This window comes from Bacillus sp. JJ1609 (assembly GCF_036967045.1).
In the GTDB taxonomy this organism is placed as follows: Bacteria; Bacillota; Bacilli; order Bacillales; family Cytobacillaceae; genus Mesobacillus.
Genome location: NZ_JBALSS010000006.1, coordinates 304,903 through 327,382, shown reverse-complemented (window position 1 = coordinate 327,382; position 22,480 = coordinate 304,903). Strand labels below are relative to the sequence as shown.

Here is a 22,480-nt window from a genome sequence, read left to right as displayed (position 1 = left end):
CTGCTTCACCGCTTTACCTTATTGGGGGTCTGACCCCCACCGCTTCACCGCTTTACTTTACGAAACAACAAAAGGCCCTCGATTGAGGACCTTTGTTCAATTTATTATTGAATCATGCGCAGGAATTGTTTTGTCCGTTCGGCCTTTGGATTGGTGAAGATATCTTCGGGTTTTCCACGTTCGACGATGACGCCGCCGTCCATGAAGATGACTTCATCGGCGGCTTCCTGGGCAAATCGCATTTCATGGGTCACGACGACCATGGTCATGCCCTCGTTGGCGAGATCCTTCATAACCTTTAAAACTTCTCCGATCAATTCTGGATCCAATGCGGATGTTGGCTCGTCGAACAGCATGACCTCCGGTTCCATCGCAAGCGCTCTGGCAATCCCGACACGCTGTTGCTGGCCTCCTGATAGCTGGAACGGATAATAGTCCAGCTTGTCGGAGAGTCCGACTTTTTCCAGGAAGTATTCGGCATTCTTCCGTACCTTATCTTTCGGTTCTTTTTTTACCGTGGACGGACCTTCCATTACATTTTCCAGCGCCGTCATATGTGGAAACAGATTATAGCCCTGAAAAACCATCCCGGTCAGCCGGCGGAAGGAGGAAACAGCTTTTGGCGCAACCTTTTCGGAAAAATCCATTTCCTGCCCGCCTATCGTGATGACACCTTCTGTAGGTGTCTCAAGGACATTCAGGCAGCGCAGGAACGTGGTTTTACCAGAACCGGATGGTCCGATAATGACGACGACCTTTCCTTTATCGATGTCCAGGTCAATTCCTTTTAAAACTTCCAGCTCGTCGAATGATTTTTTTAACCCTTTAATAGAAATCATGAAGATCCTCCTTTCCTTTCAATCTATCGTGATACATATCGGTCAAGTCTAGTTTCCATTCTTCCCTGAGCGATTGAAAGGATGAAACAGATCACCCAGTAAATGAGCGCTGCTTCCGTGTAGAGAAGAAGGAATTCATAATTAGTCGTAGCGATTTCCTGGGCCCGCCGGAACATTTCTGTTAAAAGAATCATCGATGCAAGGGATGTATCTTTTACAAGGCTAATAAACGTATTCGATAATGGCGGGATTGACACCCTTGTTGCCTGCGGGAAAATAATTCTTCTCAGCACCTGCCTGCTGCTCATGCCGATTGAATAGCCCGCTTCCCACTGTCCTTTAGGAATAGAAAGGATTGCGGCTCTGATGATTTCAGAGGCATACGCACCAACATTCAGGCTGAAGCCGATGATTGCGGATGGCCATGGATCGATAACGATGCCGATGGTGGGCAATCCGTAAAACAGGATGAATAATTGCACAAGCAAAGGCGTTCCGCGGATGGCTGATACGTACACCCTAGCGATGACCTGCAGTATTTTTACATCAGATATTCGGGCAAGCGCCGTCAGAATAGCCAATCCCAAACCGCATATAAAAGAAATAAGCGTTAACGGGATTGTGTAAAAAATAGCCCCCTGTAAAAGGGGGACCAATGAATTTTGGGCAATTTCCGTCAGCCTCGCCAGTTTTTCCGGGTCGGCAAAGATATTATTCAAGTACATTTTCACCAAACCACTTCTTGGAGATTTTGTCATACGTACCGTCAGAGATCATATCAGCAAGCGCGCCATTTACAGCTTCAACAAGTGTCTCGCTGTCTTTCCTGAACATCAAGCCGCTCTTTGAAGCATCCTCGCTCTCTGCAACAATTTTAACCTTTGCATCTGGCTTTGCCTTTTTAAAATCAAGGAAAGAAAGGTTGTCATTGATCGTGACATCGGCACGCTTAGACATAATCAACTCAATCGCCTGGTTGAAGCCTTCAACCCCAACGATTTCTGCCCCATTCTCCTTGGCCATAGTCGCATAGTTGCTCGTCATGGACTGTGCAGCCTTTTTCCCTTTCAAATCTTCAAAACCTTTGATTTCAGTATTGTCCTCGTGAGCGATCAAAACTCCTGTAGACGTGATATACGGGTTAGAGAACGCGTACTTTTCTTCACGCTCAGGCTTGATCCCAACCTGGTTGGCAATCATATCAAAACGCTTCGCATCAAGGCCGGCAAACATCGCATCCCATTGAGTTTCCTTGAACTCAGCTTCAACACCAAGTCTCTTGGCTACTTCCTTCGCAATTTCCACATCAAAGCCTGTCAGTTCTCCGCTCTCATCATGGAAAGTGAACGGCGGGTATGTGCCCTCTGTCCCAACAAGAAGCTTTCCTTCTTTTTCAACCTTTGCAAGAACAGCATTTTCCTTTTCAGATGAATCCTTCCCTTGAGGAACATCATCCTCCTTGCTCTCCTGGCCGCCGCAGCCTGTAACCAGCAGAACAGCCGACAATATCAACACTAAAAGAAATGATAATTTCTTCATTTAACATCCTCCTAAATGGTCTTCAGTAATTTGTAGTTAATTTCCCACAAATATCGCCTTTTTATCAGCAATTCGGAAAAAGAATAATTAATTCCGAGTTTTCCAATGAGATTAATTTATCATCACACTCAATATAAGTCAATCACTAAGTTTTGAACATGGGGACGGTTCTTCTGTTCACACAACATTGCGTATGAAACACGAGAACCGTCCCCATGTACCAAAAAAAGAGCTTAAACCGAATAGGGATTAAGCTCTTAGTTCTACTTATAACTTTTATTTAAAAAGGCTTTCGTTCGTTCGTTCTGTGGGTTTGTGAATAGTTCTGATGGGTGGCCGGATTCGATGATTTCGCCGTTGTCCATGAATACTACTCGGTCGGCGACTTCTCTGGCGAAGCCCATTTCGTGGGTGACGACGACCATTGTCATTTGCTCTTCTGCCAAGTCCTTCATGACCTGCAGTACTTCTCCTGTCAGTTCGGGATCCAACGCGGACGTTGGCTCATCAAACAACAGGATTTCGGGATTCATCATTAGCGCTCTTGCGATGGCCACTCGCTGCTTTTGACCGCCTGACAAATTAGCAGGATAGGCACCTGCCCAATTCGTCAGCCCGATTTTATTTAATAAATCAGCACTGCGACCCTGGATAACTGCTGCTTGCTCTTTCTTGACCAGGCGAGGTGGCAGCTCCAGATTTTCTTTGACAGTCAAATGCGGGAACAGATTGAAGTGCTGGAAGACCATCCCCATTTTGGAGGTGATTCTCTTCAAATCCTGCGGCTTCGCGTACTGGCCATCGTTAACCAAGTACTCATCCGACACCTTGATGCTTCCACCGTTTATTTCCTCAAGGTGCACCAGGCTGCGGAGCATCGTACTCTTCCCCGAACCGGAAGGCCCGATGACGGCTACCACTTCATTTTTTTCTACATTAAACGTTATATTTTTCAGGACTTCGAGCGTCCCAAATGACTTCTTAAGGTTGGATACTTCTATGATTGCCATCTTAACCAATCCTTCTTATTCAAATTTGAAACGTCTTTCAATCCATTTAAAGACTAATGTTAAAACAAGCGTCATGATCAGGTAAATCAAACCTGCGACGAAAAACGGCACGATCGTGAAATCGCGGTTTACGGCAGTTTGCGCAAAGTGCAGCAATTCCGGCACGGCCACTGCGTAAAGCAAGGCTGTGTCTTTCACCAGGGTCACGGATTCATTCGCCACGGCCGGAAGTGCTACCCGGAACATTTGCGGTAAAATGATTTTCGTCGTTGTCTGCCATTTACTCAAACCAAGCACTTTGGATGCCTCGTATTGTCCTTTATCAATGGCAAGAAGCCCGCCGCGGAAAATCTCCGCAAAGTAAGCAGCATAGTTCAGGACAAAACCTAGGCTGGCAGCGACAAATCGGTCGAGAACAAAATATTCACCAATAACAGGAATCATCGGAAGCCCAAAGGTAATGAATAATAATTGCAATAACAGAGGGGTTCCCCTCATCACGTATATATAGGCTTGAGCCAGCCACGATAAAGGCTTTAAGTCGCTTTTAACAGCAAGTGTCAGAAGGAATCCGAGCGGAATCGATAACACAATCGCGATCACGAAAAGCAGAATGGTCATCTGCGCCCCTTCAAGCATTGGCCCAATTATGGATGTAATGTAATCAAAAGACATAGAAAGATTCCTCCAAAAGCAAAACAGGCTTCCGGATGGAAACCCTGCTTTGCCTTATATTTACTTCAATACTTTATCTTCACCAAACCATTTTTCTGAGATTTTAGCTGCTGTTCCATCTTCATTCATATCATCAAGAGCTTTTTGCAGCTTTTCAAGTAATTCTTCGTTGCCTTTTTTAACGCCAATACCATATTCTTCAGGAGCTAGTGATTCATCAAGAACCTTGAAAGATTCCTTCTCTTTCGTCATGTAATAGTTGATAACAATTTCATCAATGATCACTGCATCAATTCTGCCGCTCTTCAAATCTGATAGAGCTTGTACATTGTCAGAGAACTCAGTAACAGTTTTAACCTTTTCTTTTACAGGAGAAGCGTCAAGCGCGTCTGAAGCGGAAGAAAGAGATTGCAAGCCGACAACCTTGCCTTCTAAATCATCCAGTTTAGCAAGCTTTGAATCAGCAAGTGTCACAACGACCTGTGCGTTTTTCAAATAAGGCTTTGTGAAAAGCACCTTCTTCTTACGCTCATCTGTGATAGTGTACCCGTTCCAAATCAAATCAATCCTGCCGCTGCTAAGCTCAGCTTCTTTTGTCTGCCAGTCGATTGGCTGGAATTTCACTTCTTTCCCCATTTTTTCTGCTGCAGCACGAGCATAGTCAATATCAAAACCGACAATCTCGTTATCTTTATCGCGGAATCCCATTGGAGCAAATTTATCATCGATTCCGATTACAAGTGCTTTGTCCTCGCTGTTCTCTTTTTCAGAAGAATTCGAGCAGCCTGTAAAAATCGCCAATATTGATGCTATTAAAATAAGCATCGTCGCAAAACGTTTCATCTATGATGACCACCTTTTATTAATTTTATAGAATCCTTTAGTACGTTACCATATTAGCATATTATCACGCTATCACATTATAACACCAGATTATTGCTTATTTCAATATGATATTTTAATAAAATAATCGGTGGTACTATGGAAGTTTATTCCCCTACAGGACCAGTAAAATTAGCGCGGGCCTGATTTTGCCATAAATGTTTAATTGATTCTTCAAAGCTATAAATGATACACTCTAGGGTATGTGGATTTTTGCAAAAGGTAGGTGATATTTATCGTTAGCAAGCGAAGCGCCCTAAGAAATCTTTTCATTATATGTTCTCTATTTTTCATTTTCATGGTGCCGCAAGAAGTTTTTGCCCATGCGTCGCTAAAGATGGCTGAGCCTTCCCCGGATAGTGAATTAAAAGATCCTCCAAGAAATATTGTTCTGACCTTCGATGAAAGACTGGAAAACGAACTCTATTCGATTAAGGTTTTTAATGAAAATGGGGAAAGAGTCGGCAAGCAAAAACCGGAGATGAGTAAAGATCAAAAATCGATAAAACAATCTTTGCCTGACCTGCCTGACGGAAATTATGTCATATCCTATAGTGTAATATCAGCGGATAGTCATCCGGTTAAGAGTTCTTATGTCGTTTCTATAGGGCAAGAAACGGTTTTAAAAAGAGATATAAACCAACTTGTTTTAGAAAAACAAAAGAGTTCAGCTGCGGTTAATATTTTTACGTCGTTGGTGAGAATTCTTTTTTACATGGCATTAATCCTGACGACTGGCTGGATTGTATGGGGGACCATACATAGTTTAGAAAAGGAAGAAATCAAGACCACCTTCAGACAGAGGGCCCTTCATTTACAAATGGCGCTGTTCATAACCACAGTTGGATTGGGATTCGTACAATTGTCAGAATTACTTGATCACTGGACACTGACTGAAATCGGTTCGATTTTAACAGGCACAACAGTAGGGATCTCTTTGGTCGTTACTGTGCTTTTATCTCTGTTAGGTTTTCCAATCTTGCTTCGTTTCAAAGCGCTTGATTTAGTGTGGGTATTGATGATGCTGGCGGCAAAGAGTTTTAACGGACATGCTGCAGCCTTTGAACCGGAAATCCGCTCCATGTCACTTGAATTGGATGTCGTCCATTTACTTGCAGCCGCCATATGGGCAGGTGGCCTGCTGTATATTCTAACCTACTGGAAAAAGCAGAGGGAACACATTAGACAATTCCTTCCATTCTTTTCGCAAATTGCCTTAATCAGCATGCTGATCCTGATTGTAACGGGAGCAGCTTACACTTTAATCTTCTTGCCGCAGCTGAATTTTCTGCTCCATGCACAATGGGGAAAATTGCTTTTGGTTAAAATCGCCTTAGTTCTGCTTGTATTCGTCATTGGCGCACTTTTACGCAATACGATGAAAAAGAAAAAAGAAGATCCGATCGCCAGCTTGGTCAAAATCGATTTTAGTTTGATGATCATCATCTTAGGAATTGTTGGTGTCTTAACACACTTGAATCCACTCCCGGAAAACGAACCTTTGGAATGGAAAAATCAAGATCGTTCCATTGAATTTACAACGTCGATCTCACCCAAGACACCTGGGTACAATCATTTCAAAGTCACAGCAAATTCGCATCAAGAAGAAATTGAGATTAAACGGATCGAGCTATTCCTAATCTATAAAGACAACACGGAAATCGAACCGATTCAAGTGCCTTTTACCGAAATTGACCAGTCCACGAATGTTCAATACAAGATCAATGGTACCTATCTGCCGTTGGAAGGAAATTGGACTGCCGAGCTTAGAATAGTAGATTCAGACGACAATGAGCAGGTATTCCATAAGGATTTCATTGTTTATTAAATTGAAAATATAGGAGATTTTAAAATGAAAAAATTTTTAACATTCACCATTTCCATGATTGGTGCTATCACACTTTTTGTTGGAGTGGCAAGCGCGCATGTAAACGTTCAGCCACAGGAAACATCACAAGGGAAATATGAAGTATTTACTGTCCGTGTTCCATCCGAAAGTGAAGAGGTGCAAACGACGAAAGTCCAAGTGAAATTCCCTGAAGAAGTGAATATTACTCGCTTTGAGCCTAAACCAGGCTGGACATACGAAGTTCAAAAAGATGACACTGGAAAAATCACGAGTGTTACGTGGACAACCGAAGGAAAAGGTTTATCATCGACTGAATTCGGCCAATTTAACATGCAAGGAAAAGTCGGGGATGATGCGAAGGAAATTGTCTGGAAAGCGTATCAAACCTACAGCGATGGCAGTGTAGTTGAATGGGTAGGTGCTCCTGATGCAGATAAACCAGCTTCTGTGACTGTAGTGAATCCTGCTGATGGAACATCTGATCATGGACATGGAAGTACATCGGCTGATACTTCCAAAGATCACAGTGCTGCTGCAGACTACGCAAATGACGCTGAAGCAAAATCAGTAACCAGCAATGTCCCGCTTTACCTTTCTATCGGAGCTTTGATTGCAGGATTGTTGGCATTGGTTATTTCTCTCAGAAAAAGAGGGTAAATAAAACCATTCGGGCAAGGGAATTTGATTCTCATGCCTTATTCTTTAGTGTAATAAGGATCCGAACAAAAAAACTCGCCATTATGGACCGCAATTGTCAGACATGAAACTAACAATTGCCGTTCATTATAGAGGCGAGTTTTTGCTTTTTTATATTTTATTATCGTTGTTAATACATTTTAAGTTCAGTCAATAGATGAAAGAACCTTGTGTTCCAGGCTCTCACGAACTATAAGCTCTGTGATTTCTCTTTTTTCATCATGTCACCTAACTGGGACCACTTGAATTTTTCTCCGTACACCATGACTCCTTTTACATAAATGCGGGAAGCCAGGTAGGCGATCAGCATAATCGAAGCAACAAGCACCGCCCCACTCCCTATTAATTCCGCTGTTGATAGTTCGCCCATGACATACTTTGAGAAGGCGACAATCGGCGAGAAAAATGGGAAGTAGGTCGCGAACGTGACAAGTCCGCCAGTTGGGTCCATCATCGTTTTGATGCCGACCATCAAGGCACCCATTACGAGCATCATCACTGGCCCCACGACACTGCCAAGGTCCTCGGTCCGTGAAATAACGGAACCTAGTGCTGCATAGCAGAGCGCATACACAAGATAGCCGCAGGCAAAGAAAAACATGAAAATAAAGATGAGTGCTGCATCAATTTGCGATAAATCAAAGGAGAAACCGAAAATGCTGAGCTGGTCTGTTTTGATCCAGCCAATCAAATAGGCAAGATATCCTGCAAGGAAGAATATCGATACCTGGATCAGGCCCGCCGCCAGGTTTGAGAGCACCTTGGCAAACAGCATATAAACCGGCTTGATTTTCGTGATCATGACTTCCATGACTCGGGTCGATTTTTCCCCTGTGATGCTCATTGCGATTCCCTGGCCGAACATAATAATAAATGTATACATCAGGAAAATGAACACATAAACAATTCCGAGACTGCCGTTATTCTCAGCAAGCATGTTTTTCTCTACAGGAATCGTGGCAAACAAGTCGCCAACAGCTTCCTGGGAAATGGAGTGCTCAGCTGCAACCTTTTGCAGATACTGCGGCTGTAAAATCGTCGAGAAGGCATAAATGACATTTGGATCAGGATAGCGATGATAGGAATAATTCAGGACAGGAAGTGAATCTTTTTCATCAATCACGATTAAATGATCAAGATCCTGCTCCTTGATTTTTTCCTTTTCAGCATCCAGCTGATCCGCTTCAACTTCACTGTATTTCAGCCCTTCGATCATTTTTCCAAGCGCATCTTCATTCACCTCATAGGAAGAATTATTAATGACCGAAATCTTTACTTCTTCTTCTTTTGACATAAAGTGATTGTAAGCAAAGAACCCCAAAATGACGACCGACATGACGATGGAAGTAATCCTGAAACCCTTTGTACGGATCTGTTCTCTAAAATGAAACAAAAACGCTGTGCCTAAAGTATTCATTTAGGATCCCACCTTATCAACGAAAATTTGGTGAAGCGTCGGCTGGAGATAGGTAACCTCGTTGACGTCCACACCTTCCTGCTTCAATCGAGTCAAAATCGCAAGTGGATCCTGGTCCTGTTCCAACGAAACAATGACTCGCTTCCCATCCTGTTCATAAGAGTGTCCATTTGCAGAGCAAAAGGTTACTAGACGACTGACCTCTCCAAACAGAGATAAATACATCATGCCATAGGAATTTTTCACAGTTGTAAGGTCACCTGAAATGATCGCCTTTCCTTCCTTCATGAGGACCACCTGCTTACAGAATTTCTCGACCTGGTCCATCTGGTGGCTGGACATGATGATGACCTTCCCCTTTTCTTTTTCCTCTAAAATGACTTCCGTCAGCAGGTTCGTATTCACCGGGTCCAATCCGCTGAAAGGCTCATCTAAAATGATCAATTCAGGATTATGCAAAAGAGTCGCGACCAATTGGACCTTCTGCTGGTTCCCTTTTGACAGGTCGCCGGCAAGCTTATTCCGATACTGACCGATATCAAATCTGTCAATCCAGTAATCGATGCTTTTCTTGATTTCCTTCTTCCCCAGGCCTTCAAGCTTCGCAAAGTATGTAAGCTGGTCAATCACCTTCGTTTTTGGATAGAGTCCTCTCTCTTCAGGCAAATAGCCGTATGAAACATGCCCCAATCCATTTTTATGGTTCCACTTCACCGTGCCCCCATCAGGCGCAACAAGGCCAAGCATCATTTTAATCGTCGTCGTCTTCCCCGCTCCATTCCGTCCCAAGAGACCAAACACTTCCCCTGGCGATACCGAAAAAGAAAGCGAATCAACAGCTATCTTCCCACTGTACTGCTTCGATAAATTCTTAATTTCCAGCAAACACGACCCCTCCTTTATACCTACTCCACCCTTAATACTAAAGGAAAGCCCAACCCTTGAACAACATTTTTTTACAAAAGTACAATGTTTTACCAGTGAACACAGGGACGGTTCTTGCGTTCCATTTTAGGTTAAAAGTGAACGTGGGGACGGTTCTCGCGTTCCATTTTTTGTTGAAAGCGAAAAACATATGGATGGTTCCCGTGTTCCTTTTTGGTGAAAATGAAAGGTGGTTCCAGTGTTCTTTTTTTGGGGAAAAATATACAAATTGATGGTGCCCACGTTCCTTTTAGGGTTAAAAGTGAAACACAAAGGGTGCTTCCCTTGTTCCTTTTAGGGTCGAAAATGAAACAGAAGAACCGTTCCCATGTTCTACCATTTGACTTCTCGTTACTAGCGTATTATATTAATTGATGTATCAATAATTGACCTATCAATCATTTAAAGGCGGCGGTTGTATTTGTATGAATGCAGCAAGGAAGAAGAATTAATCTTTCAACGGATGTTTGAGTTAAATAAAAAATTAACGTCTAAGTTTGAACGCTGTACTGGCATCAGCCAATCTCGTCTTGAGATTCTGCGGGAACTTTTTTATGCAGAGGAAATCACCCAGAGGGCCCTTCAGAAAAAGGTAAACATCGATCATGCTGCCGTAACGAGGCATCTCAAGCAGCTTGAGGAAAACGGGATGGTCATCCGCAGAAAAAGCCCTGAGGATAACCGTTTTACCTATGTGCAGCTTACCGATGAGGGAAAACGGAAAGTGGCTGCCTACTGCGAAGAGAAACAACGGTTCATATCCAATGTCCTTAAAGGTTTTTCAGAAGAGGAAAGTTCCAAACTGCTCGATATACTTACCCGCATTCAGGAGAATATAGAAGAGATTTAACCACACATCATGAGAATCAAAAAGGAGTGTACATCTTGAATAAACTAAAAATCAACGACTTTAAAGAAATCATCACAGGACGCCGTTCCATCAGGAATTATGACCCGACTGTAAAAATCAGCAAAGAAGAAATGGCTGAAATCCTCGAGGAAGCCACTTTAGCTCCTTCATCTGTTAATTTGCAGCCATGGCGTTTTGTCGTGATTGATTCTAATGAGGGAAAAGAAACGCTGGCTCCATTAGCAAAATTCAATCAAAGACAAGTCGCATCATCTGCAGCAGTCATTGCCGTATTTGTTGACATGAAGAGCGAGGAGTATTTGGAAACCATATATAATACTGCCGTGGAAAAAGGATTTATGCCAGCGGAAGTAAGAGACCAGCAGGTTCCGGCAATCAAAGGCCTTGTCGAAACGATGACAAATGAGCAGAAAAAAGAAATGTTCCTCATTGATGCAGGTCTCGTTTCCATGCAGCTGATGCTCGCGGCTCGCGCACACGGCTATGATACGAATCCGATTGGCGGATATGAAAAAGACCGTATTGCCGAAGCATTTGATCTGGACAAGGATCGTTTTTACCCTGTTATGCTGATCTCAATCGGCAAAGCCGCTGACCAGGGCTATCCATCTGTCCGCTTGCCTTTAGATGTTATAACAGAGTGGAAATAAACTAGAGACGAGGAGAAATGAATCATGATTATTATACATGCAGGTTTTCAGGTAAAAGCAGATCAGGAAAAAGAGTTCCTCAAAGAAGTCCAATCATTGGTTGAAGCTTCGAGAGCAGAAGAAGGCAATATTTCTTATGACCTTTTAAAGGACAGCGAAAAAGCCGGCTCATATACAATGGTGGAATTATGGAAGGACATGGATGCAGTCCAGAATCATAATCAAGCCGAACATTTCACTAACTTCATGTCAAAGGCTCCCCAATTCATGGCAGCCCCGGCTGATGTGAAACTATTTAATGCCGAGCCTATCAGAAAATAAACACGAATGCCTGTCCTCATTTTCATCATCATGAGGACAGGCATTTTCTATGTGGACGGGGTTCTTGCTTTGGTTGTATCACGAGAACCTCCCATGCCCCTCTGCTCCATCAAAAGTCTGAGATTTTATCATTCCTATTGATGATTAATCGTTGACATTCAAACTATAAAATGGAACTAACAAACGATTTGAAGGAGATGGAGGTGCTGTTATGAAAGAGAAATGGTCAGAGAAGCTTCCTGTTGTTCAGTTCAGAATTGCTCGTCCGACAAATCAGCTAGATAAGATAGTTGAATTTTACAGATATGGTGTTGGGCTGAAAGTAGTTGGCAGGTTTGAAAAGCATGATGGCTATGACGGAGTGATGCTGGGGCTTCCTGAAGCGGGATATCACTTGGAATTCACTCAACATGAAAACGGCAGTCCTTGCCCTGCGCCGACGGAAGACAACTTACTTGTTTTCTATATTCCAGACAATGACGCACGCGATGCCATTGTAAAACGGCTATATAATATGGGATATCCAGAAGTCGAACCAGAAAACCCTTATTGGAAAAAAGCCGGTGTAACAATTGCGGACCCGGATGGCTGGAGAATTGTTTTGCAAAATACAAATGGGATTAGATGAAAACGGACCATTGGCAGGAGAAAAATGAGTGTGGATTTTTTCTCGGAGCGCTTCCCATCACCACTCTTACGAGAAAAATCCGGGTGTGTTGTTCTCGTAAGGCTGCTCATAACCATTCGCTTGATAAAAAACAAGGTGAACGGTTCTAATAAGTCTCCTTATGACCATTCGCAAGAAAATAAACGAGTTGAACGGTTATAATAAGCCTCCTTATGACCATTCGCAAGAAAATAAACGAGTTGAACGGTTCTAATAAGCCTCCTTATGACCATTCGCAAGAGAATAAACGAGTTGAACGGTTCTAATAAGCCTCCTTATGACCACTCACGCGTGAAGTATTGGGGTGACTTGTTCCCTTAGGGCTTCCCTTCACCATTCGAACAGGTTGAAGAGCGAAGTTGAAGAGAGAATTGTTCTGCAAAAATACCAATAAGATAGATTAAAAAATGACCAGGCGAACCATTCAAGCCTGGTCATTTTCGTTACACATTATCTCTCCCCAGAATCCCTATCCAGCCGCTCCAAAATCCTTCTCTTCTGATAAAGCATCGTCCCTGTTTCTGCTAAATCACTCACCATCGATCGGTTGGCAAATGCCCCAAACACAATCCCGGCTACGGGCACCATCTGGAGCAGCTTTTTCCAGCCGAAGGATTCTGTGTAGGCTAATGTCACCTCACGCCAGCCTTGAAGCTGTGAGATGACTTCACGGGATCTGTTTTCATTGTTAAAATCGGAAGGCTCATTTAAAATCGCCTGTTTCCCGACGACATCAGCCGAAGAGTATTGCAGGCATTTGATGATAAATAACCTTTCTTTCTTATCCTTAGGGTCGTAGCCATGAATCATCGCAATTTCCTGAAGTGTTTTTAGGGAAATGGCCAGCACCGCTGGAATATCAATCGCCAGTGTAAAAATGCCGCCGATGCCTGTGCTTGCACCCTGAATCATAGCAGCCTTCTTCCGCTGTTCCCCCAACTCGAAGCTCACCTTCTTCGTTTCCTCTACTGGAACACCCTGAAGGTCCGACAGCTCTTTGATTTCCCGACCGGTCTTTTTTTCGATAAAATGGAACACCGACTTTTCACTCGACAAATACTGTCCGCCATTCTGAATAAAGCTCCCAAGCTCATCAAGCAAACTTCCTACCTTCTCCTGAATGAACTTTGGAGTAAACCGGTCCAGCATTTTAAATGGCAGGCGGGTCAGCTTCTCCCAAAACCATAACCCTTTCTGATCCTTCTCCCACTTTTCAATCATACTCAGCTCACTTAACAACTGCTCTCTAGTCTCCATGTATTTCCTCCACCTGTCAAAATTGATACTTATATTAACGTTTAACTAGACTGGAAGGTTTCATTTCACATTCATAACTCTTAAATAATGCTCATCTTTTATTAGGTCCTGCTAGTAAAAAAGTATCCATACTTATTCCAAATATCGACAAAAACACAATTCTTTTGTCACAAAAACAAGAAATAAACTTTTACCAAATAAGGGTAAATTATGTAACTATTATGAAAGAACTACGTTTATAAGAGTGTAAAAACTTTTTAATCATGCACGCCACCAGATGTTTTGTATTGGTAGGCCGGGTCTGTAAAAGTTAAACAGTTTTTGAGCTCAAGGGGGATGGGAAATGAAAAAAATCATTATCAGTATGATGCTTCTTGTATCCATGGTGTTCTTTGAGGCACCAGCAATGGCTGCGGGCGGGGACATTATTATTATCAATAAGTCAAATAATCAACTGGCTTATTATCAGAACAATAAACTGATCAAAACGTTCAAAGTCGGTACTGGGCGGAAACCTTCTTATACGCCGGAGGGCAAGTTCAAAATCGTGAACAAAATTGTGAACCGCCCTTATTACAGCGGGAATATACCGGGCGGCGACCCAAGGAATCCTCTTGGCAACCGATGGCTTGGGCTGAATGCGAAAGGGACTTGGGGAACAACCTATGCAATTCACGGCAACAATAATCCTAAATCAATCGGCGGATATGTGAGTGCCGGGTGCATCAGAATGTACGATGACCAAGTGGAATGGCTTTTTAAGCAGGTAAAGGTAAACACTCCTGTTATCATCACTACTTCTAACAAGTCCTTTACTTCCATTGCAGCCGCTAATGGCTATAAGGTTACAGGCGAGTCCTCTGTTCCAGTGTCAACAGTTCCTTCAAGCTCTATCCTGAAAAAGGGCATGAAGGGTGTTGAAGTCAGGAAATTGCAGCAGACCCTTACTAACCAGGGTTATAGCACCAAGGGGATCGATGGAATATTCGGTTCGGCTACAGAAGCAGCCGTCAAGCAATTCCAAAAAGCCAAAAAACTTAAGGTCGACGGAGTAGCCGGACCGGCCACGCAAAAGGCACTAGGAATGCAATAAAATAGCTCAAATTAAGGCAACCATTGCATTGATGGCTGCCTTTTTTTTTCGGGATTCTTTGGTCAGTCTGGCTGGAAACAGTTCCAACAGTCGAGTACCCTCCACTCCAATCTCAACAGGTCCTGAATATCAAGAGGGACCTTTAACACACCCGAATTTTAAAATGCACCCTAGCCAGTTCTTTGAATCTCTCAGCATCGATTTCTTCTTTCAGTATCTGCCCATCCTTCCACCATATAAAGCTAGGTTCCGTCAGGATCATGCTTCCATCAACAGTCACCCTTGTGAGCAATGGCTTCTTGTTAAAAGGCGATTGTGGGTGTTCGGTGATGATTTTCTTTGCACCCGTTAATTCACCAACCTCTTTGACTGGATGCAAGGAATCAAACGCATACCCTTTTCTCCATTCCGTATCCTTGTTCTTTAGCTTCATTTCTAAAAAATAATCTCCATACTGGCTATCCTCCTTTACCACCCGGAACTCCCCGGTTGGCGTGCTGACCTCCGTTCCATCCATCGGAACTGGCTTTAAAGGCAGATTCCCGCCGAAACCAGTATCCACTATGTACTTCTTGCCCTCATAAGTCAGCAAAATGGCTGCATGCGTACTACCTGTGGGGCTGAAAGCTGCTTTTTCCGAAACATACACCGCTCCACGAATTAATTGAACATCAAGCCCATTTTCCTTTAAAAAGAGATAAAAGATGCCATTTAATTCATAGCAAAGCCCGCCTTCATTCCGCATAAAAATTTTATCCATTAGAGTGTCTTCACTTATGACACTGTCATCACCAGCAATCGCACAAAGGTTTTCAAACGGAATAGCCGCCGCCGTCCGCTCAAGAACACAATCCAGGTTATCCAAAGTGATCGGCTCATCCTCAGAAAAACCAATCCGCTGCCGGAATAAATAATTTAAATCCCTCATAACTAAGCCCCCTATCCACTACCATTTTAAAATAATATCCCCACACTTAGAACAAAATAGGTACATGGGGACGGTTCTCGTGTTCCAAAGTGGAACATGAGAACCGTCCCCATGTTTACGAGAAAACGCTTGCAATTTTATTGAATCCGATTTAATATACTTGTATACAAGTATACTTGATTAATAAGAAGGTGTAATAAATGAGTGAAAAGAAGGATTTTCTTTATCCTCAAAAATGGCTTTCGAAGGCTTCTACTGGTGACCGCGTTGCGAGTGAGCTGAGAATGCAGATTATTTCAGGGCTGATTGAAAGCGGTGCCATCCTTTCGGAAAATAAGTTAGCTGCTGATTTTAACGTAAGTCGCTCACCCATTCGTGAAGCACTTAAAATTCTTGCCTCTGAGAATCTGATCCGTTTAGAAAGAATGGGCGCTGTTGTCATTGGTCTGACGGAGAAGGATATCGAAGAAATTTACGATGTTCGTTTATTAATAGAAACGTTTGTTTTCGAACGAATGATGAAAATAGACACAACTGAGCTGGTGCGTGAACTTAGCAAAATCCTTGAGATGATGAAAATCGCCATCAAATACAAAGATGCCGATGAGTTTTCCCTACAGGATGTGCTATTCCACGAAACGATCATCCGTGCTATCAACCATTCATACATCAAGATGATCTGGGATAATACAAAACCGGTTATGGAAGCATTCATTCTTTTATCGATGCGAGTAAGGGTCGAGGAAAAGTATGAGGACTTCCAGCGCATTATTGAAAATCATGAGCTTTATATTGAAGCCATCAAAACAAAGAATCGAGACCTGATGATCCAATCCTTACACCAAAATTTTGATGATGTTCAAGGCAAGGTAGAAGATCTTTGGATGTCGCAGCAAACGTTATCCAAGGGAGTTGAGAAAAATGACTAGCTATATGTTAGGGATCGACATCGGTACAACAAGTACAAAAGCTGTTTTATTCAGCGAAAAAGGTGAAGTCATCCAGCAGGAGAATATCGGCTACCCGCTTTACACGCCGGACATTTCAACTGCAGAACAAGACCCTGACGAGATTTACATGGCTGTATTAACGGCTATCACGAAAATCATGAAACAAAATTCCCAAAAGAAGCTGAGCTTCATTTCCTTCAGCAGCGCGATGCACAGTGTCATCGCGATTGACGAAAATGACCAGCCGCTGACCCCATGTATCACCTGGGCGGATAACCGCAGTGAAGCATGGGCACATAAAATCAAAGATGAGCTGAACGGGCATGAAATCTACAAGCGAACAGGAACACCAATCCATCCTATGTCACCTTTGAGCAAAATTGCCTGGATTGTGAATGAACGTCCTGAAATCGCCTCTAAAGCGAAAAAGTATATCGGAATCAAAGAATACATCTTCCAAAAATTCTTTGACCAATATGTAGTCGATCACTCCCTCGCCTCTGCGATGGGCATGATGAATCTCAAGAATCTGGATTGGGATGAGGAAGCTTTAACAATTGCCGGCATCACTAGTGATCAATTGTCCAGGCTCGTTCCTACAACTGAGATTTTCACAAACTGCAATCCAGAAGTTGCGAAGCAGATTGGTATTGACCCACAAACACCTTTCGTCATCGGTGCAAGTGACGGGGTCCTTTCAAACCTTGGCGTCAATGCGATTGGCAAAGGCGAAATTGCTGTCACCATCGGAACAAGCGGTGCGATTCGCACGATCATCGACCAGCCGCAAACCGATGAAAAAGGACGAATCTTCTGCTACGCCTTAACCGAAAAGCACTGGGTAATCGGCGGCCCTGTTAATAATGGCGGGATGGTCCTTCGCTGGATCCGTGATGAATTTGCCGCTTCCGAGGTGGAGACAGCCAAAAGACTTGGCATCGATCCATACGATGTTTTAACAAGAATTGCTGAACGCGTCAGACCTGGAGCTGAGGGTTTGCTATTCCACCCTTACCTGGCAGGTGAGCGAGCGCCATTATGGAACCCGGATGTACGAGGATCATTCTTCGGCCTGACGATGTCCCATAAAAAAGAGCATATGATTCGCGCAGCGCTTGAAGGAGTTATTTTTAACCTATATACAGTGTATTTGGCCCTGACAGAAGCGATGAAAGAGCCTGTGACGAGAATCCAGGCTACCGGCGGCTTCGCACGATCAGAAGTGTGGCGCCAGATGATGTCCGATATATTCGACACAGACGTGGTCGTACCTGAAAGCTATGAAAGCTCATGCTTGGGCGCTTGTATTTTAGGCCTGTATGCAACAGGTAAAATCGATTCATTCGAGGTCGTATCTGACATGATCGGCAGCACTCATAAGCATACGCCTAATGAAGATGCTGCTAAAGAATACAGACAGCTGGTGCCAATCTTCATCAGCTTATCCAGAGCTTTGGAAAAAGATTATTCACGTATCGCAAACTATCAGAGAAGCTTGATCAAATAAGCTCTCTCACGGGGGATTCTTTATATCCCCTCACCAAAAATGTTAGCGCTTTATTTTACAATGGGAATGACCCGCTTCATGCGGGAAAAATAAAATAAATACAATTAGGGGGAAATTACAATGCCATTGGTAATTGTAGCAATTGGTATCTTAGCTTTACTTTTACTCATTATGGGCTTAAAGCTAAACACATTCGTTTCATTAATTATCGTTTCATTTGGTGTAGCTTTAGCACTTGGAATGCCTTTAGATGTCATCGTTAAAACAATTGAAGCTGGTTTAGGCGGAACGCTCGGCCACTTAGCGCTCATTTTTGGTCTTGGCGCAATGCTTGGTAAATTGATCGCTGATTCCGGCGGTGCCCAGCGGATCGCTATGACACTAGTAAACAAATTTGGTGAAAAGAACATTCAATGGGCAGTCGTAGCTGCTTCATTCATTATCGGTGTTGCTCTATTCTTCGAAGTAGGTTTGGTTCTATTAATTCCAATCGTATTCGCGATTTCAAGAGAATTAAAGATTTCTATTTTATATCTTGGTATCCCAATGACAGCCGCTTTATCCGTAACACACGGCTTCCTGCCTCCTCACCCAGGACCAACAGTTATCGCTGGTGAGTATGGTGCAAACATTGGTGAAGTATTGCTTTATGGTTTCATTATTGCAATTCCAACTGTAATTTTAGCTGGTCCAGTTTTTACAAAAATCGCGAAAAAGCTTGTACCAGAATCATTCAATAAAACAGGAAATATCGCATCACTTGGAGAGCAAAAAACTTTCAAGCTTGAAGAAACACCTGGTTTTGGAATCAGCGTTTTCACAGCACTTTTACCTGTTATCTTAATGTCAATTGCAACAATCATTACTTTGCTTCAAAAAACTCTAGGGTTTGAAGATAATAGTTTCCTAGCAGGAATCCGCTTTATCGGTGAAGCTGGAACAGCGATGCTGATTTCATTGTTAGTAGCAGTCTACACAATGGGATTGGCTCGTAAAATTCCGATCAAAACGGTTATGGACTCTTGTACAACTGCCATCTCTCACATCGGTATGATGCTCTTGATCATTGGAGGCGGCGGTGCCTTCAAGCAAGTCTTGATCGACGGCGGCGTTGGTGACTATGTAGCTGAACTATTCAAAGGAACTTCATTATCACCAATCCTGCTTGCATGGATTATCGCAGCTATCCTGCGTATCTCTCTAGGATCTGCAACAGTTGCAGCATTAACAACTGCTGGCTTAGTTATCCCAATGCTTGGCCAAACAGACGTTAACCTTGCACTAGTCGTACTAGCAACAGGCGCAGGAAGCTTGATCGCATCACACGTAAACGACGCAGGCTTCTGGATGTTCAAAGAATACTTTGGCCTCAGCATGAAAGAAACATTCGCAACATGGACACTGCTTGAAACAATCATCTCTGTAGCAGGATTAGGATTTATCCTATTGCTAAGCTTGTTCGTATAATTGGAAAAGGCCAGTCCCTTAATTCGGGGCTGGCCTTTTTTGGAACATGAGGACGGTTCTCGTGTTCCACATGCATTTTTTCAATTTAATCAAACGTTTGATTAAATTTTGGAGCATGAATGGGGTGAACCAAATCGTTATCTGTTCCAATAAGGGCCATTTGTACAATTCAGGTGGCGAAAACCGGAAGACCGTTGTCCCAATAAGCTCCATTAGAACTATTCAAATCCAAAAACTGGCCGATCACAGTTCCAATAACGGCCATTGGAACTGCTAAAATCCAATAACTAGCAGATTCGTGTCCCAATAAGCTCCATTGGAACAATTTAAATCTAAAAACTGGAATATACTTATTCCAATAACGTCCATTGGAACAGCTGAAATCCAGAAACTAGCAGATTCGTGTCCCAATAAGCTCCATTGGAACAATTTAAATCTAAAAACTGGAATATACTTGTTCCAATAACGTCCATTGGAATAGCCGAAATCCAGAAACTTACAATTCATTGATCCAATAAGCTCCATTGGATCAACTCAAACCCAAAAACTGCCCTATCATTCCAATAACGGCCATTGAAACAACTAAATAGAAAAAGAGAAGACCTCACCTAAAGGTCTCTCTATCAAGTATTATTTGTTTATCCCCCCACCTAACCCCAGCTCCCCAAGCTTCACATTCGTTTTAAGATCATAGCTTGTGATTTTAGCTGGAGACAGGGCATACAGGGTGTCACCAATATAGAGCAGACGCTGGATGGTGCTGTCGTATTCCTCGTAGACCGACATTTGCCCGTTGATGTGGGTGATTTTTGATTTCAGCTTAAACCCGGTTGCAGGGTCAATGTTATAGATATAGGCACCCTGATATTCAAAGATTTGTTCGTATTCATTTTTGTCGCTATTTTGATAGACTGTGATCGGGAAGGCGAACAGGTTTTTCTTTTTATTAAATAGAAGTGCCTTATGGTCATAATTCAGTGGCGAGTAAGTTCCCCTCCCACCGATGATTTCCGAGAATTTCTCCTTTGGATTGGACATGTCGCTGACATCGAACAGCGAAATCTTGACTCCATTGGTGAGAATCCGCGTTCCAGACTTGGATTCCTTATCGGTAACGATCATTGTATCCTGTCCAAACCCAATAATATGATTTTCATCATATGGATGGAGGTAATTACTGAAGCCCGGAATCTTTAATTCACCAAGGACCTTAGGATTTCTAGGGTCACTTGCCTCGATAACAAACAGAGGATCTGTCTCCTTGAAAGTGACCATATAGATGCGGTTTCCCATGAACCTTGCTGAGTAAATTCTCTCCCCTCTCGCAAGTCCTTCAATTTTACCGGCAAGCTTAAGGTTTTTATCTAAAATATAGAGATGGTTGGAAGACGGCTTGGATTCATCCCATGCGTATCCTTTCGTCGTCACAAGCCGGAAAAAATCGTTATGCTCATCCATTGAGAACTGGTTTAACACCATCCCTTGAACTGTCGTGGAACTATGATGACGAACGTTCATTCCGTTGATCGTGAATTTGTGGATATCGGTATCTGGCGCGATTATGCCCCTTTCATCCATTGGCTGTTCGGTGTAATTCTGGATGGCCAGGTAAAGATTCTCTTTGGACATATAGATTTGATTTCCGCTTCCCAAATACGTGGTAATCGCGGCTTCCTTATCAGGCTGGTCAAGATCGAACGCTGCGATCATCGTATAGTTAGGTTCCCGTGAATCTGGGAAATAGCGAATTTCGTCATAGCTGACCTTTTTCTCCTTTCCCCTATCTGCAGAGTCTGAATACTTTGGCCGGATATCAATCTCACGGTTTTTCTCAAGCAGCCAAAAATCCGGATAGTGATTGGATATCAAATAAACGACACCATCCACCTTCCTTGAGGAGACATAGGAACCTTCCAGCTCGATCTCCCTTATCTGTGCAGGTTTTGCAGGGTTTTTCACATTGTAAATAATGACTTTTGTCGACTGCATCATCGGGGCAATCTTTGTATCTTTCACGATATCCTCATACGATCTCTGAAAATCGTGGTATTGATAGCCGATGACCACCAACTGATCATCCTCCAGAAAAAGTTGGGACGGTGCAAATGATTCATGGTAGGCAATCGTAGATAAAAGCTCCATCTGCCCGCCAGCTCCTACTTTGATAATCCGTACCTTATTTTGTTCAGCCTGGAAAATGTGCTTCCCGTCTGTTTTTACAATATCAGCTTCATCCACTCCTTGAACCTGGACGTTTGTTTCCGATACATCATTCGCAGATGAAGATTTATCTGCTTCGGCAGAAGAATCACTCTTGGCCCCATCTTTCGTAGCTGTTTCCTCAAACCAGCCCCGAGCCTTTTTCTGCTCCTTCAGAATCTCTTCAAAATACCCTGCCAGCTTTTCCTGCGAGCCAACAATAGGCAGACTTTCCTTTACGATAAATTGCATAGAGCGAGAAGTGAGCAAATTTCTACCCAGCGCAGACTCAATATCTTTTTTAAAATGAAGTGTGTAAAGTTCCGAACGAGGATCGTACCCGCTTTCAGGGGGATTGATATAGATGGATTTTTGATCGTCACTAAGGGTTAAGGAATTCTTCTGCTTCTCGCCTTTGTCATTTGTGACATAAACCAAGCTGGAATTAAGGCTCTTTTCTGAGATTTTCTCGGAAAATTGAACCTTCCACACCTTATTCGTCAATACAACCGGCTTCTCATCCCCATCCAAGGCATTTACAACCTTTAACTGGGAAAAAGTAAAGAACGCCACTCCCACGATCGCTAAAAGCAAAACACTTACTAAAATCCACCATTTTTTCATCAAAATCCCTCCTGCAAGATTAGACGAACTTTCCTGGCATGCGTTTCAGAATAATAAAAAATATCCCGAATCGTTGCACAAAAAAAGGCGTACAGATCAATATCTGTACGCCTCA

At 43.0% G+C, this 22,480-nt stretch carries 21 protein-coding genes; 10 read left to right on the top strand and 11 right to left on the bottom strand.

Annotated features, from left to right (window positions below; genetic code table 11):
* Positions 1 to 104 precede the first annotated feature (104 nt).
* The 6 genes from V7654_RS06220 to V7654_RS06195 form a co-directional block, all read right to left on the bottom strand.
* On the bottom strand, positions 105 to 839 hold the full coding sequence (locus tag V7654_RS06220; RefSeq protein WP_335429318.1) for an amino acid ABC transporter ATP-binding protein: 735 nt from the start codon (positions 837 to 839) through the stop codon (positions 105 to 107).
* A 23-nt stretch (positions 840 to 862) separates the two neighbouring features.
* A complete protein-coding gene (locus V7654_RS06215) occupies positions 863 to 1,564 on the bottom strand; it encodes an amino acid ABC transporter permease (RefSeq protein WP_335429317.1) in 702 nt (233 codons plus the stop codon).
* Complete coding sequence (locus tag V7654_RS06210) at positions 1,551 to 2,378, bottom strand: amino acid ABC transporter substrate-binding protein (protein WP_335429316.1); 828 nt, start codon at positions 2,376 to 2,378, stop codon at positions 1,551 to 1,553. The genes V7654_RS06215 and V7654_RS06210 overlap by 14 nt, the downstream gene beginning before the upstream one ends.
* Positions 2,379 to 2,641: 263 nt before the next feature.
* Positions 2,642 to 3,388 (bottom strand): amino acid ABC transporter ATP-binding protein, encoded by a 747-nt coding sequence (locus V7654_RS06205; RefSeq protein WP_335429315.1) that lies wholly within the window; start codon positions 3,386 to 3,388, stop codon positions 2,642 to 2,644.
* Between the two features lie 15 nt (positions 3,389 to 3,403).
* On the bottom strand, positions 3,404 to 4,063 hold the full coding sequence (locus tag V7654_RS06200) for an amino acid ABC transporter permease (RefSeq protein ID WP_335429314.1): 660 nt from the start codon (positions 4,061 to 4,063) through the stop codon (positions 3,404 to 3,406).
* Between the two features lie 60 nt (positions 4,064 to 4,123).
* Positions 4,124 to 4,906, bottom strand: a complete 783-nt coding sequence (locus V7654_RS06195) for an amino acid ABC transporter substrate-binding protein (protein ID WP_335429313.1) — start codon at positions 4,904 to 4,906, stop codon at positions 4,124 to 4,126.
* A gap of 337 nt (positions 4,907 to 5,243) precedes the next feature.
* Between V7654_RS06195 and V7654_RS06190 the strand changes: the two genes are divergently transcribed.
* Both V7654_RS06190 and V7654_RS06185 read left to right on the top strand, forming a co-directional pair.
* Positions 5,244 to 6,773, top strand: coding sequence for a copper resistance CopC/CopD family protein (locus tag V7654_RS06190; RefSeq protein WP_335429675.1), 1,530 nt, complete (start codon positions 5,244 to 5,246; stop codon positions 6,771 to 6,773).
* A 24-nt stretch (positions 6,774 to 6,797) separates the two neighbouring features.
* Positions 6,798 to 7,451 (top strand): YcnI family copper-binding membrane protein, encoded by a 654-nt coding sequence (locus tag V7654_RS06185; protein WP_335429312.1) that lies wholly within the window; start codon positions 6,798 to 6,800, stop codon positions 7,449 to 7,451.
* A 229-nt stretch (positions 7,452 to 7,680) separates the two neighbouring features.
* Here V7654_RS06185 and V7654_RS06180 read toward each other — a convergent pair whose 3' ends face one another.
* On the bottom strand, positions 7,681 to 8,907 hold the full coding sequence (locus V7654_RS06180) for an ABC transporter permease (RefSeq protein ID WP_335429310.1): 1,227 nt from the start codon (positions 8,905 to 8,907) through the stop codon (positions 7,681 to 7,683).
* Positions 8,908 to 9,792: an ABC transporter ATP-binding protein gene (locus V7654_RS06175; RefSeq protein ID WP_335429309.1), complete on the bottom strand. Its 885-nt coding sequence runs from the start codon at positions 9,790 to 9,792 to the stop codon at positions 8,908 to 8,910.
* Positions 9,793 to 10,294: 502 nt separating this feature from the next.
* Here V7654_RS06175 and V7654_RS06170 point away from each other — a divergent pair.
* The 4 genes from V7654_RS06170 (at position 10,295) to V7654_RS06155 (ending at position 12,301) form a co-directional block, all read left to right on the top strand.
* On the top strand, positions 10,295 to 10,681 hold the full coding sequence (locus tag V7654_RS06170) for a MarR family winged helix-turn-helix transcriptional regulator (protein WP_335429308.1): 387 nt from the start codon (positions 10,295 to 10,297) through the stop codon (positions 10,679 to 10,681).
* Between the two features lie 32 nt (positions 10,682 to 10,713).
* Entirely contained in the window at positions 10,714 to 11,352 is a 639-nt protein-coding gene (locus V7654_RS06165; protein ID WP_335429674.1) for a nitroreductase family protein, read from the top strand.
* A gap of 24 nt (positions 11,353 to 11,376) precedes the next feature.
* Positions 11,377 to 11,673, top strand: a complete 297-nt coding sequence (locus tag V7654_RS06160) for a putative quinol monooxygenase (RefSeq protein WP_335429306.1) — start codon at positions 11,377 to 11,379, stop codon at positions 11,671 to 11,673.
* Positions 11,674 to 11,884: 211 nt separating this feature from the next.
* On the top strand, positions 11,885 to 12,301 hold the full coding sequence (locus tag V7654_RS06155) for a VOC family protein (protein WP_335429305.1): 417 nt from the start codon (positions 11,885 to 11,887) through the stop codon (positions 12,299 to 12,301).
* A 489-nt stretch (positions 12,302 to 12,790) separates the two neighbouring features.
* On the opposite strand, the gene V7654_RS06150 is transcribed toward V7654_RS06155, so the two are convergent.
* Entirely contained in the window at positions 12,791 to 13,597 is an 807-nt protein-coding gene (locus V7654_RS06150) for an EcsC family protein (RefSeq protein ID WP_335429304.1), read from the bottom strand.
* Positions 13,598 to 13,940: 343 nt separating this feature from the next.
* Between V7654_RS06150 and V7654_RS06145 the strand changes: the two genes are divergently transcribed.
* Positions 13,941 to 14,690: a L,D-transpeptidase family protein gene (locus tag V7654_RS06145; protein ID WP_335429303.1), complete on the top strand. Its 750-nt coding sequence runs from the start codon at positions 13,941 to 13,943 to the stop codon at positions 14,688 to 14,690.
* Positions 14,691 to 14,832: 142 nt separating this feature from the next.
* Here the strand turns inward: V7654_RS06145 and V7654_RS06140 are convergent, their stop codons facing one another.
* The gene (locus tag V7654_RS06140) at positions 14,833 to 15,618 is read right to left on the bottom strand and encodes an arylamine N-acetyltransferase family protein (RefSeq protein ID WP_335429301.1); all 786 of its coding nucleotides are present in this window, start codon (positions 15,616 to 15,618) and stop codon (positions 14,833 to 14,835) included.
* Between the two features lie 200 nt (positions 15,619 to 15,818).
* Between V7654_RS06140 and V7654_RS06135 the strand changes: the two genes are divergently transcribed.
* The 3 genes from V7654_RS06135 to V7654_RS06125 all read left to right on the top strand — a co-directional run bounded on the left by V7654_RS06135 (position 15,819) and on the right by V7654_RS06125 (position 19,542).
* Positions 15,819 to 16,547, top strand: a complete 729-nt coding sequence (locus V7654_RS06135; RefSeq protein ID WP_335429300.1) for a GntR family transcriptional regulator — start codon at positions 15,819 to 15,821, stop codon at positions 16,545 to 16,547.
* The gene (gene gntK / locus V7654_RS06130) at positions 16,540 to 18,075 is read left to right on the top strand and encodes a gluconokinase (protein WP_335429299.1); all 1,536 of its coding nucleotides are present in this window, start codon (positions 16,540 to 16,542) and stop codon (positions 18,073 to 18,075) included. The genes V7654_RS06135 and gntK overlap by 8 nt, the downstream gene beginning before the upstream one ends.
* Positions 18,076 to 18,195: 120 nt before the next feature.
* Positions 18,196 to 19,542: a GntP family permease gene (locus V7654_RS06125; RefSeq protein WP_335429297.1), complete on the top strand. Its 1,347-nt coding sequence runs from the start codon at positions 18,196 to 18,198 to the stop codon at positions 19,540 to 19,542.
* Positions 19,543 to 20,172: 630 nt separating this feature from the next.
* Here the strand turns inward: V7654_RS06125 and V7654_RS06120 are convergent.
* Entirely contained in the window at positions 20,173 to 22,365 is a 2,193-nt protein-coding gene (locus V7654_RS06120; RefSeq protein ID WP_335429296.1) for a beta-propeller domain-containing protein, read from the bottom strand.
* Positions 22,366 to 22,480: the final 115 nt, after the last annotated feature.